The following is a 12,486-nucleotide window of genomic DNA, read 5'->3' on the forward strand; positions in this document are numbered from 1 at the left end:
TCGTGTTGGCGGCGCCCTCAACTGCTCTTTCGCACCCGCAGGTACCATTCGCACAGCAACCGCACCTGCTTGGGCGTGTAGCCCTTGGACTCCATGCGGGTGACGAAGTCCTCGTGCTTGCGTGCGTCCTCGGCGCTGGCCTTCGCGTTGAAGCTGATGACGGGCAGCAGCTCCTCCGTGTTGGAGAACATCTTCTTCTCGATCACCAGGCGCAGCTTCTCGTAACTGGTCCAGCTCGGGTTCTTGCCCTGGTTGTTGGCACGCGCGCGCAGCACGAAGTTGACAATCTCATTGCGGAAGTCCTTGGCATTGGCGATGCCTGCGGGCTTCTCCACCTTCTCCAGCTCGGCATTCAGCGCGTTGCGGTCGAACACCTCGCCGGTGTCGTTGTCGCGGTACTCGCTGTCCTGGATCCAGTAGTCGGCATAGGTGACGTAGCGATCGAAGATATTCTGGCCGTATTCGCTATAGCTCTCCAGGTAGGCGGTCTGGATTTCCTTGCCGATGAACTCGGCATAGTGCGGCGAGAGATATTCCTTGATGTAGCCCGTGTACTTGTTTTCCAGCTCCGCCGGGAACTGCTCGCGCTCGATCTGCTGCTCCAGAACGTACATCAGGTGCACCGGGTTGGCCGCCACCTCCGTGCTGTCGTAGTTGAAGACCTTGGAGAGGATCTTGAACGCAAAGCGCGTGGAGATGCCTGACATGCCCTCATCCACCCCTGCGTAGTCGCGGTACTCCTGGTAGCTCTTGGCACGCGGATCGGTGTCCTTGAGACTTTCGCCATCATAGACCTGCATCTTGCTGAAGATGCTGGAGTTCTCGGGCTCCTTCAGGCGCGTGAGCACCGCAAACTGCGCCATCATCCGGAGCGTGCCAGGAGCACACACCGCATTGGCGAGCGAGGATTCGCGGATCAGCTTCTCGTAGATCTTCACCTCCTCCGATACACGCAGGCAATAGGGAACCTTGACGATGTAGATGCGGTCCAGGAACGCCTCGTTGTTGCGGTTGTTGCGGAACGCCTTCCACTCGCTTTCGTTGCTGTGGGCCAGCACCATCCCCTCGAAGGGAATGGCGCCAAAGCCCTCGGTGCCCTTGTAGTTGCCCTCCTGTGTGGCGGTGAGCAGCGGATGCAGCACCTTGATAGGCGCCTTGAACATTTCCACGAATTCGAGCAGGCCCTGGTTGGCCAGGCACAGGCCGCCGGAATAGCTGTAGGCGTCGGTGTCGTCCTGGGCAAAGTTCTCGAGCTTGCGGATGTCGACCTTGCCCACCAGGCTGGAGATATCCTGGTTGTTCTCGTCCCCGGGTTCGGTCTTGGCGATGCCGATCTGCTTGAGGATGCTCGGGTAACGCTTGACGACGCGGAACTGGCGGATGTCGCCGTCCACCTCGGCCAGCCGCTTCACGGCCCACGGCGATAGAACGTGCTTCAGGCAGCGCGGCGGAATGCCGAACTGCTCCTCGAGCAGCGGGCCGTCCTCGATGGGATCGAAGAGGCCCAGCGGCGATTCGTTCACCGGGGAGTCCTTGAGTGCGTAGAACGGCACCTTCTGCATGAGGTATTTCAGTCGCTCGGCAATGGAACTCTTGCCCCCGCCCACGGGACCGAGCAGGTAGAGGATCTGCTTTCGCTCCTCCAGGCCCTGCGCCGCATGGCGGAAGAAACTCACCACCTGCTCGATCGCATCCTCCATGCCGTAGAACTCGGCAAACGCCGGGTAGCGGCGAATCATCTTGTTCGCGAACAGCCGCGAGAGATGGGGGTCGTTGCGCGTATCCACCATCTCCGGCTCGCCGATGGCGGCAAGCATGCGCTCTGCGGCGCTTTCGTAGACCATCGGATCGCGCTGGCAGAGGCTGAGGTAGTCGTCTAGCGACATCTCCTCCTCGCGCAAGCGAACGTAGCGGGCAGCGGAGTTGCTGATGACATCCATAAGACCTCCGTGACGGCACCCGGGACGAAAACAGTGCCGCAAAGTTGCAGGGCATTGGGTTGGCGCGCAAGCCTGTTGTAGCACCTTCGTTGGTCTTTGAACAGACCATATGTCCTACATCCACATGCTGCCTGGGGACTGCATCATCAGCAGTTCCACCGCACTTGCGGTGCGGTGGTCCGCATGGAGTCACGGACGGGGGTACAACACCATCTGCGTGCAGCGGAACATCACCAGCGTCTTGCCGGTTTCGCGATGCCGGACCACGGCATCCCACACGTGCGTGTTGCGTCCCAAATGCACCGGCGTGGCGACACACTCCACCGTGCCGTCACGCGCCGTTCCCAGATGGTTTGATTTGAGCTCGATGGTCGTGAAGCCGGTCGCTTCCTTGGGTACGCGTGCGCGGCACCCATACCCGCAGGCGGTGTCGGCCAGGGTCACCAGGCTGCCCGCGTGCAGATAGCCGTTGGGCGCCATCAGCTCGGGCCTGACGGGCATCTCCAGGTGAAAGGCGTCGCCCTCCACCTTGAACATGCGCATTCCGAGCATCCCCGGCAATGTGCCTTCGGCGGCCTTGTTGAACGCTTCGACGATATCAATCGACATGGTTTGCATCTCCAATGGGTTCGATCCGGCCGATCAGCCCAGCGCGGCAAGCACGTCGGCGGGTGCCTGCACCAGCTCGATCAGCACGCCTTCGCCCGCGATCGGGAATTCATCGTTGCTCTTGGGGTGCAGGAAGGTGATGTCGTATCCCGCCGCGCCCTTGCGGATGCCGCCCGGCGCAAAACGCACGCCGTTGGCGGTGAGCCACTCAACCGCCTTGGGAAGGTCGTCGATCCACAGGCCGATGTGGTTGAGCGGCGTGGTGTGCACGGCCGGCTTCTTCTCGATGTCCATGGGCTGCATGATGTCCACTTCCACCTTCATCGCGCCCTTGCCCATGGCGAGGATGTCCTCGTCCACGTTCTCGCGTTCGCTCTGGAAGGTGCCTGTCTGCTCGAGGCCGAGCATGTCGACCCACAGTTTCTTCATCCGCGCCTTGTCGGTACCGCCGATCGCCACCTGCTGGATGCCGAGGACGCGGAACGGACGTTGATCATTTGCCATTGAAAGTACTCCTTGTTTGTAGGGATGGTTGGCATGTGGCGACTGCCGCATGCCGGGAATGCGAAGGGTGCCGAATGCAGATCAGAACTCACCCAGCAACCAGCTGCTCGCCACGGCGAAATACTCGCGCAGCCACGCATTGAATCGTATCGACAGCGGCGTGCTGGCGCCGACGGTCGTGATATTGACCAGGCCGGATTTGCGGGCGATCCATCTTGCACGCAGGGTGTGGAAGTCGCTCGTCACGATGGCGACACGCGCATCGCGTGCCACGCCCCGGTTTGCCAGCATGTCCTGGCTGTATTGCAGGTTCAGCGCGGTGCTGGTGCTCTTTTCCTCGGCCAGCACGCGGTCTCCCCGCAGCCCGTGCACCTCCTGCAGATAGTTGGCCATGACGCGGCCCTCGCTCTCGCGCTCGCCGAAATCCACGCCGCCGCTCGTGACGACCAGCGCATCGGGCCGGGTCCGCGCGATCTGCGCCGCCGCGTCCAGCCGCCGTGCCAACGTGGCGGAGGGCTGACCGTCACGGGTGGAGCTTCCCAGCACGATGATGGCATCGACACTCCCGGCGTCCGCGGCAGCGTTCACCTGATCGGCGATCAGGCCCCAGAGCAGCCCAAGGCTCGCCAGCCACAGGATGAGCGCGGCCCAGCCCAGGCGCCACATCCGTCTCCACCTCACGCTGTGCGCCACCGCGCCGGCCACCCGCCCGCGCAGGGCCACGATCAGCAGCAGGGCGGCGCCAACCGCCAGCGGCACCAGGACTCCCACGTTGAACATGCCATAGCCCATGAGAACGACGGCATCGCCGAGCAGCGCCAGCCCGAGGGCACCCATCACCCCACGCAGCCAGGGCCAGCGCTCGATGGCAAGGGGGGACGAGGTGGCTGGCGTGCGGGTCGTCGTGGGCAAAGCAGCGGTCATGGAAGCGGGCTTGAATGAGTGTGCAGACGCGTGCGGGAAAACACCTCGCATTGTCGTGCATGCAGGCCCGTCGGCATCCGTGCACAATGAACCAGGGCAGCGCATGCCATGCACGGAATCCGACCTTTGGAGCCACCGCCTTGCGACTGCAGATCGTGTCCCACCATCCACCCCTTTTCATGCACACCACCGCCTCGGCAGAACCTTCCCGATCTCCTTCTCTCGATGTGCTGGCGATCTCCCTCGTCATTCTGGCCGGCGTGGTTTCCGCACTGCATGTCGGCAAGGCGCCGATTGCGGTGCCGGAACTGCAGCAGGACTTCGGCCGCACGCTGGCAGGCCTGAGCTGGGTGATGTCGGTGTTCCCGTTCGTCGGCCTGCTGGGGGGATTGATTGCCGGCCTGCTCGTCCAATCCAGGGGCGACCGGCGCATGCTGGTGCTGGGCCTGTTGGTACTGGGTGTTTCCAGCATGGCCGGCATCGCCCTGCCCCGCTATGACTGGCTGATTGCCACGCGCATCGTCGAAGGGCTGGGGTTCCTGTTGATCGTGGTCTCGGCGCCTTCGGTGCTCAATCGCCTTGTCATCGGCGGGCGCCGCAGCGTGATTTTCGGTATCTGGAGCTGCTTCATGAGCGCCGGCATCGCGGTGTCGATGCTGCTGGGGCCCCAGCTGGGTAACTGGCACGCACTGTGGATCGTGGACGGAGCGCTCGCCATCGTGATGGCGCTGTGCGTGGTCCTGCGGGTGAGCCCGGCACCGCCGCCGCCGAGACGCCCGGGCACGCAGGCCAACGCCCCGACGGTGGGCGACGACATCCGCAGCGTGCTGACCACGCGCGCTTCCGTATTGCTTGCGCTGGGATTCGGTGTCTACAACCTGCAGTTCTTCGCCTTCATGAGCTTCATGCCCAGCTTTCTCATGGAGCGCGTCGGCCTCACCCTCGCCCAGGCGGGCGTTGCAGCCGCGACGATCATCGCGTCCAACATGATCGGCAACCTCGCGGCAGGCGTGTGCCTGCAGCGCGGCGTGAAGCCGGGCGTGCTGATGGCGCTGACCTTCGTCACCACGGGCGTGATCGGCGCACTGATCTACCTTCCGGGAACGCCTGCGGCCGCGCTGATTCCCCTGAGCTTCCTGTTTTCGTCCCTGGCGGGATTCATTCCGGCCACCATCATCACCACCGCACCGCGGGCAGTGCCGCGGGCGGAACTGGCCCCCATCGGACTGGGCCTGATGATGCAGGGGAATTACCTCGGCCAGGTCAGCGGGCCCATCCTGCTGGGCGCTCTGATGGGTCTTTTCGGCTGGACTTCCGCGGGAATGCAGATTGCGGCAGCCGGCATGGCCGGCGTGTTCATCGGCTTGGCCTTCGAGGGTGCCCGCAGGCGGGCCGCGGTCGACTTCTGAGGCTCAAGCACGATGCGATCCATGCCGCCGAGTCGTCCTCAGGGCTTGATGAACGCGGCAACTCCTGCCCTGAACGCCGCGCTCCCATACACCGAATCGACTAGGTCATCATCATGCAGGTCATGGTCGAGCACGATGCGGCGCAGGCTTTCCTTCACGGCCTGCTGCGTCACGCCCGAGAGTGACACCAGCCGCTGCGCCAGCGCGAGGGCGGCGGCGTCAAGCTCCGGTGCGGCCACGCTCTGCTGTACATATCCGCATGACAGCATCTCATCCGCACCCAGGTAGTCGGCCAGAAGCAACATGCGCTTGACCCTCGGCACGCCCAAGGCAGCCACGAGACGCGCGATGTTGCGCGAGGACAGCGTGTTCGATAGCGTCTTCGCAATGGGTGCACCGAACCGCGAGCCGGGGGTGCAGATGCGGAAATCACAGGCATTGGCGATGGCAAGGCCCCCGCCCACGGTCCAGCCGTCAATGACGGCCACGGTGGGCACCGCAACCCGCTCCACGGCATCGATCACGCGCTCCACGAACGCCTCATAGGCGATCCCCTCGGAGCCGGAGCGAAAGTCCCTGAAGTGCGTGATGTCCGTGCCCGAGATGAACGACTTGCCGCCTTCCCCTTTCAGAAGAATGCAGCGCACCGACGGGACGCTCCCGGCCTCGCCCAGGCATTCCTCCAAGTATTGGAGCAAGCGCTCGTACATGGGAGCGGTCATCGCATTGTGCCGCTCGGGCCGGTGGACGCTGATCCTCGCGATGCCGCCCGGGAGCCGGGCCAGCGTGACGGTCTCTGCCGTGGTGTCCTTCACGCTCATGCGGCCTCGCTGCTCACGCCGTGGAGGGCATCGATCTCGGCGATGATTTCCTCGTTGTGCTCGCCCAGGAGCGGTGGATGGCGGCGCACCTGCTGCGGCGTTCCGAGCATCTTCACCGGAAAGCCGATGTTCTTGACCTTGCCCTCGATCGGGTGGTCGATCTCCATGCACATGCGGCGATGCGTGCCATGCTCGCCCTCGAAGGCTTCCGGGTAGCTCAGGATCGGGCCGGCGGGAATACCGGCCGCGAGCATGAGTTCCACCCATTCCTCGCTGTCCTTCCCGGCGAATTCCCGCTCCAGGGTCTCGATCAGCAGCTCGCGATTCTTCAGCCGCAGCGGCACGGTGGCGAAATCCGGATGTTCGCGCAGCTCGGGACGTTCGATCAGCGCGCACAGCTGGGCCCACAGCTTCTGGTTGGTGGCCCCCATCACGAAATAGCCATCGCGCGCCTTCACGGCCTGGTAGGGTGCGCTCATCTTGTTGCTGGTGCCCAGCGGCGCCGGCGGCACGCCCGTGCCCCAGTACTCGGACATGTCCCAGATGGAAAAGGCCATCACCGAGTCGAACAACGAGGCGTCGATGTGCTGCCCCTGGCCCGTGCGCTGCGCGCCGATGTAGGCGGACAGCAGGCCATAGGTCGCGAACAGCGCGCAACCGATGTCCGCCACTGGAACGCCGGCCTTCACGGGCTTTTCACCCTTGTAGCCGGTCACGCTCATCACGCCGGACATGGCCTGGGCCATCAGGTCGAACCCGGGACGCTTCGCCCAGGGGCCGCTCTGGCCGAAGCCCGAGATGCTGACATAGACGATCTTCGGGTTGATGGCCTTGATGGCCTCGTAGTCGATCTTCAGGCGCTGCACCACGCCGGGCCGGTAGTTCTCGACGATCACATCGGCCGTCGTGGCCAGCTTGTAGAAAAACTCCCGGCCCTCCTCGCTCTTGAGGTCCAGCGTGAGCGACCGCTTGTTGCGGTTCATGTTCAGGAAGCCCATGCTGTCCGGGCCCTTCATCTTGAAGCCCATGGCACCGCGCGTCTGATCGCCGGTTCCGGGCGGCTCCACCTTGATGACGTCAGCGCCCAGGTCCGCCAGCAGCATGCAGGCGAAGGGGCCGGCCATGACCTGGCTGACGTCCAGCACACGGATTCCGGCAAGTGGCAGGGAGGGATTGTTCGGGTTCATATGCGGTTCGGATCGTTGAGGGGGTTTGTCGGCTCGCACGCCTGTCTGCTTGCGGGCCCGTCTCGTGCTCTTCAGCTTTCGTCGGTGATGTTGGCGGCGCGCACGACCTCGCCCCATTTCCTGTACTCCGCCGCCATGAAGGAAGCGAATTTGTCCACCGACCCACCACCGCCCTCCACGCCATAGCCGTCGAAGCGGCTGATCACGTCCGGCATGGCCAGCACCTTGTTGATGTCGGCATTGATGTGTTCGGCCAGCGCCTTGGGCATGTCGCGCGGGCCCACCACGCCGTACCAGCTTGATGCGTCGAAGCCCTTGAACCCCTGTTCGTCCATGGTCGGCATGGCCGGGAAGCCCTTGGCTCGCGACACGCGGGTCTGCACGATGCCTTGCACCTTGCCGGATTTCACCTGCGGCGCTGCGGCCGTCATGGTGTCGAAGCTGAAGTCGATCTGGCCGCCGATCAGGTCGGTCTGCATGGGGCCGGAGCCCTTGTAGGGCACGTGGATGGTCTTCACGCCCGCAGCCATGTTGAACATCTCGGCTGCAAGATGCTGCACTGAGCCCGTTCCCGACGAGCCAAAACTGACCTTGCCCGGGTTCTTCCGGCAGAGTTCGACGACGTCGTTGATCGATGCGAACTTCTGCTTGCTGCCCGACACCAGGATGTGCGGCGTCACGCCGATCAGCGCGATGGGCGCGTAGTCCTTGAGCGGGTCATAGGTGATGCTCTTGAAGATCTGGGGCGAGATGGCGTGCGTGTTCACATGGGCCATCAGCAGGTTCAGGCCATCCTGGAACTTCGACTTGGCGAAGAAATCCGCGCACAGCGCACCGGTCGCGCCCGGCTTGTTCTCCACGACGACCGGCCGACCCCAGATCTCTGAGAGCTTCTGGCCGACGATGCGCGCAAACACGTCGGTGCCGCCACCGGGCGCCCAGCCCACATAGATCTTGATCGTTCCCTTTGGCAATTCGCTGGTGGCGGCCAGCGACGATCCGGCCCAGCCCGCTGCAAGTGCGGTGGCGGTCGATGCGATGAATTGGCGGCGTTGCATGGTGCGGTTGTCTCCTTGGCCTTGTGCGCTGTTGTTCGTTCTGTGCAGGTTTGTCCTGTCGAACGAATGTCGCAAAGGGGAGACTTGACGGCAAGAATGAGCGCAGCAAGCCAGACTTCGCAATTTGCGAAACCAAGTACCCGAAAAACTTCACGGAGATGCGCAGATCAGGCTTCGAACTCGCCAGGCAGAAGCTGCGAGAGCACGTTGCGCAGCATCCGCTGCTGCTGTGCCTCCGACTCGATGAACGACAGCATGTAGCTGCGGCGATGCCAGTCGCCCTCAAGCTCCACGCAGGCGAGTTCCACCTCCGGGTGCAGTGCGCCAAACACGTCGGGCGGCATGAGTCCCACCCCCACGCCTTCGCGCACCAGCGCAAGCATGGAGTCGAAGCCGCTCACGACGAAGTCATTGCGGAAGGTGCGGCCGCGGCTTTCGTGTGCCCGATGCAGCGCGGTCAGGATGGCCGAGCCTCTGCCCAGGGTCACGATCGGCAGCTCGATCAGCGCCTCGATGCCCAGTGGCGCAGCGGGCAGCGAGAAATGGTGCCGGCTGTAGACCACGACCAGATGGTCCTGCCGATAAGCGTAGCGCGGCAGGTCGATGAAGCCGCTGGTCTTCTCATAGATGCCGATGTCGATCACCCTGTCGCGCAGCAGCTGCTGGACGATGCGGCTGTTCTCTTCGACGATCTGCAGCGCGATGCCCGGAAACAGCTGCTGCGTGCGTGCGATCTCGCGCGCCAGGAATGGAATGACGACCGATTTGGGCGCGCCGATGATCACCCTGCCGTCCCGCCCGCGATTGACCGCCCGCGCATCGCCTTCGAGCCGCTGGGTCAGGTGGTCGATCTGGCGGATATGCGAGAGCAGCCGCGTTCCCGCCTCGGTCACCTTCACGCCATGCGGCTGGCGCTTGAAGAGGCGCACGCCGAGCTGGGACTCCAGGTCGCTGACGCGCCGCGAGGCCGCCGCCACGGCCAGGCCCATCCGGTCGGCCGCGCGGGAGATGCTGCCCTCCTCGGCGATGGCGCTGATCAGGCGAACGGTGGTGGTGTCGAACTTCATCATCCGGAGGTGCGGCTCAAGAAAGGAATCGGTGCCCAAGAAAAACGTGCCGAAGGCACGATGGCCTGCGGCACGTCATTGTCGCGCCTGATCACCCGGGATCAGCGCCAGGACGGGATCATTCGAACTCGATGATCACCTGATCGACGGCGAGCGACTCGCCCTTGCCCGCGACGACCTTGCTCACCACGCCATCCTGGGCGGCGAACAGGATGTTCTCCATCTTCATTGCCTCGATCACCGCGAGCTTCTCGCCGGACTGCACCTTCTGGCCAGGCTGCACCGCCACGTCGACCAGCAGGCCTGGCATGGGCGAGAGCAGGAACTTCGACAGGTCTGGCGGCGCCTTGAAGGGCATGAGCTGGTACAGCTCTGCCCCCGGGGCGACAGCACCAGGGAGTCGATCTGCGTGCCGTTGTGGATCACGCGCAGGATCAGCGGGTTCTTGGGCGTGCCGCGCTCGACCTGCGCCGTGAACGGCTTGCCGTTGCATTCGCCCTGCACGCGGATGTCGCCGAGGCCCGCCGTGCTGCTGATGTGGTACGCCTTGCCGTTCACGGTGATGGCGCTCGAACGGTTGGCCTGGTCGTAGTCGGTGACTTCAATCGGGTACGACCTGTTCTCGCCGCCGGCACCCAGCACGACGACGGTGAACTTCGCACCCACCTGCACCTCATGGCCCGTGAGCTGCCCGCTGATGCCCGAGGCACGCGCACGGTAGCGGCGGTTCATGTAGCCGGCCAATGCCACGAGGAAATCCGGATCATCGTGCGGCACGTCCTCTGCACGGAAACCGTGAGCGTAGTTTTCGGCAATGAAGCCGGTGTTGAAGTCACCCTTCACGAACTTCGGATGCGCCAGCAGCGCCGCCTGGAACGGGATGTTGGAGCTGATGCCGCGGATCACGAAGCCGTTGAGCGCCTCACGCATGCGGGCGATCGCGTCATTGCGGTCCTTGCCGTGCACGATCAGCTTGGCGATCATCGAGTCGTAGTACATCGGGATCTCGCCGCCCTCGTACACGCCGGTGTCCACGCGCACGCCGTCCTTGATGCCGGCTTCGGACTGGAACATATCCTGCTCCGGTGGCTGGAAGCGCACCAGGCGGCCGGTGGACGGCAGGAAGTTGCGGAACGGGTCTTCCGCGTTGATGCGGCACTCGATCGCCCAGCCCTCGCGCTTCACATCGGCCTGCGCGAGCGTGAGCTTTTCGCCCGCGGCCACGCGGATCATCTGCTCGACGAGGTCCAGGCCCGTGATGCATTCCGTCACCGGGTGCTCCACCTGCAGGCGGGTATTCATTTCGAGGAAGTAGAAGTCCTGGTCCTTGCCGACCACGAATTCCACCGTGCCTGCCGACTGGTACTTCACGGCCTTGGCCAACTGCACGGCCTGCTCGCCCATGGCCTTGCGCGTGGCATCGCTGATGAAGGGCGACGGCGCCTCTTCGATCACCTTCTGGTGGCGGCGCTGGATGGAGCACTCGCGCTCGTTCAGGTAGATCACGTTGCCGTGCGAGTCACCCAGCACCTGGATCTCGATGTGGCGCGGCTCCTGCACGAACTTCTCGATGAAGATGCGGTCGTCGCCGAAGCTGTTGCGCGCCTCGTTCTGGCAGCTTGCAAAGCCTTCATGCGCTTCCTTGTCGTTGAACGCCACGCGCAGGCCCTTGCCACCGCCGCCGGCCGATGCCTTGATCATCACGGGGTAGCCAATCTTCTTGGCGATTTCGACGGCCTGGTCCGGCCCGCTGATCGCATCGTTGTAGCCGGGGATGGTGTTGACCTTGGCTTCGTTCGCGAGCTTCTTGGACGCGATCTTGTCACCCATCGCCGCGATGGAATGCGACTTGGGACCGATGAAGGCGATGCCCTCGTCCTCGCAGCGCTTGGCAAAGCCTTCGTTTTCGGACAGAAAGCCGTAGCCCGGGTGCACGGCCTGGGCGCCGGTCTGCTTGCAGGCCTCGATGATCTTCTCGCCGAGCAGATAGGACTCGCGGCTCGGGGCCGGGCCGAGGCGCACGGCCTCGTCGGCGAGCTTGACGTGACGCGCATCCTTGTCAGCGTCGGAATAGACCGCCACGGTCTTGATGCCCATCTTGCGGGCGGTGGCGATGACGCGGCAGGCGATTTCACCGCGGTTGGCAATCAGAATTTTGCTGAACATGGTTAGCTTTCTAATAAATGTTGATCGTCGGTGCGGACGGGCGATCAACGCAAGATCAAGTAGTTATCGGCACGGTGGCTGCATGGCATGGCGGCGTTCCCTCCTGGCGGCTAGCCGCCCGCGGGCGGTTGCCACGCCCCATCGAGGCACAGCTCTTTCGCGCCGCCCACGATGCGGGTCGCCCCTTGCGCCTGCTCGTAGGCGCTGACGGGAAAACGGTAGAAGTGCTCCACCATCTCGCGTGCGGACGGTGCACCCACCGGAGCCGCCTTCTGGGCGATCTGCAGCGCCTCGGCTGCCGCGATTCCTCGCCGCCGCGCGTTTGCGATGGCGGTGCCGGCCAGATTGGCCTTCGCACACGCGTTCACACGGTCGGCATCCGCATCCGCAAACCAGGCCTCCGCGCAGGCGCGCAGCGCCCGGTCCACATAGCGCCCCACGGCTGCGGAATAGGCCTGTGCGCCATTCTCGTAGGCATCGCTGCCGCCGTAGCTCCGGGCCAGCGAGTCGTACAACTGCAAGGTCTGCGGCTGCATATCGCCACGCAGGCGCTGAAGGCTCCGGGCCGACAGCGAATCCGCGCCGTCTCGCGGGCCTATCTGCACCAGGGCGAACAGGGCCTCCTCCACCAGTTGGCACTGCACGCCGCGCGACGCCATTTCAGGCAGCGCGGGCACAGGCTCCTGTGTCGGTGCTTGTGCCTGTGCATGGCTGGCGCAGAGGCCCCAAGCCAGAGTTGCCGCAGCGACACGGGTGACGAGGAAGGTTCGCATGCTTTGCGGATCCGTTCGGTTCGTGTGC

General features: G+C 64.2%; 10 protein-coding genes and 1 pseudogene. 1 reads left to right on the plus strand and 10 read right to left on the minus strand.

Features of this window, described 5'->3' with window-relative positions:
* Positions 1–17: 17 nt before the first annotated feature.
* The 4 genes from H9K76_RS11135 to H9K76_RS11150 all read right to left on the minus strand — a co-directional run bounded on the left by H9K76_RS11135 (position 18) and on the right by H9K76_RS11150 (position 3,977).
* A complete protein-coding gene (locus H9K76_RS11135) occupies positions 18–1,940 on the minus strand; it encodes a PrkA family serine protein kinase (protein WP_187600293.1) in 1,923 nt (640 codons plus the stop codon).
* A gap of 189 nt (positions 1,941–2,129) precedes the next feature.
* Positions 2,130–2,549, minus strand: a complete 420-nt coding sequence (locus H9K76_RS11140) for a PaaI family thioesterase (RefSeq protein ID WP_187600294.1) — start codon at positions 2,547–2,549, stop codon at positions 2,130–2,132.
* A gap of 33 nt (positions 2,550–2,582) precedes the next feature.
* Complete coding sequence (locus H9K76_RS11145; protein ID WP_187600295.1) at positions 2,583–3,053, minus strand: VOC family protein; 471 nt, start codon at positions 3,051–3,053, stop codon at positions 2,583–2,585.
* Between the two features lie 81 nt (positions 3,054–3,134).
* Positions 3,135–3,977: a YdcF family protein gene (locus tag H9K76_RS11150; protein WP_187600296.1), complete on the minus strand. Its 843-nt coding sequence runs from the start codon at positions 3,975–3,977 to the stop codon at positions 3,135–3,137.
* A 140-nt stretch (positions 3,978–4,117) separates the two neighbouring features.
* Between H9K76_RS11150 and H9K76_RS11155 the strand changes: the two genes are divergently transcribed.
* Positions 4,118–5,386, plus strand: coding sequence for an MFS transporter (locus H9K76_RS11155; protein WP_246475468.1), 1,269 nt, complete (start codon positions 4,118–4,120; stop codon positions 5,384–5,386).
* 38 nt (positions 5,387–5,424) lie between these two features.
* Here the strand turns inward: H9K76_RS11155 and H9K76_RS11160 are convergent, their stop codons facing one another.
* The 6 genes and pseudogenes from H9K76_RS11160 to H9K76_RS11185 all read right to left on the minus strand — a co-directional run bounded on the left by H9K76_RS11160 (position 5,425) and on the right by H9K76_RS11185 (position 12,458).
* The gene (locus tag H9K76_RS11160) at positions 5,425–6,207 is read right to left on the minus strand and encodes an enoyl-CoA hydratase (RefSeq protein WP_187600297.1); all 783 of its coding nucleotides are present in this window, start codon (positions 6,205–6,207) and stop codon (positions 5,425–5,427) included.
* Entirely contained in the window at positions 6,204–7,394 is a 1,191-nt protein-coding gene (locus H9K76_RS11165; protein WP_187600298.1) for a CaiB/BaiF CoA transferase family protein, read from the minus strand. The genes H9K76_RS11160 and H9K76_RS11165 overlap by 4 nt, the downstream gene beginning before the upstream one ends.
* Positions 7,395–7,465: 71 nt before the next feature.
* Positions 7,466–8,452 carry a Bug family tripartite tricarboxylate transporter substrate binding protein gene (locus tag H9K76_RS11170; protein ID WP_187600299.1) on the minus strand — a complete coding sequence of 329 codons (987 nt, stop codon included), beginning with the start codon at positions 8,450–8,452 and terminating at the stop codon, positions 7,466–7,468.
* A gap of 167 nt (positions 8,453–8,619) precedes the next feature.
* Positions 8,620–9,519 (minus strand): LysR family transcriptional regulator, encoded by a 900-nt coding sequence (locus tag H9K76_RS11175; RefSeq protein ID WP_223196303.1) that lies wholly within the window; start codon positions 9,517–9,519, stop codon positions 8,620–8,622.
* 118 nt (positions 9,520–9,637) lie between these two features.
* Positions 9,638–11,685, minus strand: a pseudogene (gene accC, locus H9K76_RS11180) (acetyl-CoA carboxylase biotin carboxylase subunit).
* Positions 11,686–11,795: 110 nt separating this feature from the next.
* Complete coding sequence (locus H9K76_RS11185) at positions 11,796–12,458, minus strand: hypothetical protein (protein ID WP_187600301.1); 663 nt, start codon at positions 12,456–12,458, stop codon at positions 11,796–11,798.
* Between the last annotated feature and the right edge of the window lie 28 nt (positions 12,459–12,486).

The sequence above is a fragment of the Diaphorobacter ruginosibacter genome (genome assembly GCF_014395975.1).
In the GTDB taxonomy this organism is placed as follows: domain Bacteria; phylum Pseudomonadota; class Gammaproteobacteria; order Burkholderiales; family Burkholderiaceae_C; genus Diaphorobacter_A; species Diaphorobacter_A ruginosibacter.

Bases quoted from the DNA above. Each gene is read 5' to 3' on its own strand.
- H9K76_RS11135 (WP_187600293.1), bottom strand. From the start codon at position 1,940: ATGGATGTCATCAGCAACTCCGCTGCCCGCTACGTTCGCTTGCGCGAG.
- H9K76_RS11140 (WP_187600294.1), bottom strand. From the start codon at position 2,549: ATGTCGATTGATATCGTCGAAGCGTTCAACAAGGCCGCCGAAGGCACA.
- H9K76_RS11145 (WP_187600295.1), bottom strand. From the start codon at position 3,053: ATGGCAAATGATCAACGTCCGTTCCGCGTCCTCGGCATCCAGCAGGTG.
- H9K76_RS11150 (WP_187600296.1), bottom strand. From the start codon at position 3,977: ATGACCGCTGCTTTGCCCACGACGACCCGCACGCCAGCCACCTCGTCC.
- H9K76_RS11160 (WP_187600297.1), bottom strand. From the start codon at position 6,207: ATGAGCGTGAAGGACACCACGGCAGAGACCGTCACGCTGGCCCGGCTC.
- H9K76_RS11165 (WP_187600298.1), bottom strand. From the start codon at position 7,394: ATGAACCCGAACAATCCCTCCCTGCCACTTGCCGGAATCCGTGTGCTG.
- H9K76_RS11170 (WP_187600299.1), bottom strand. From the start codon at position 8,452: ATGCAACGCCGCCAATTCATCGCATCGACCGCCACCGCACTTGCAGCG.
- H9K76_RS11175 (WP_223196303.1), bottom strand. From the start codon at position 9,519: ATGAAGTTCGACACCACCACCGTTCGCCTGATCAGCGCCATCGCCGAG.
- H9K76_RS11185 (WP_187600301.1), bottom strand. From the start codon at position 12,458: ATGCGAACCTTCCTCGTCACCCGTGTCGCTGCGGCAACTCTGGCTTGG.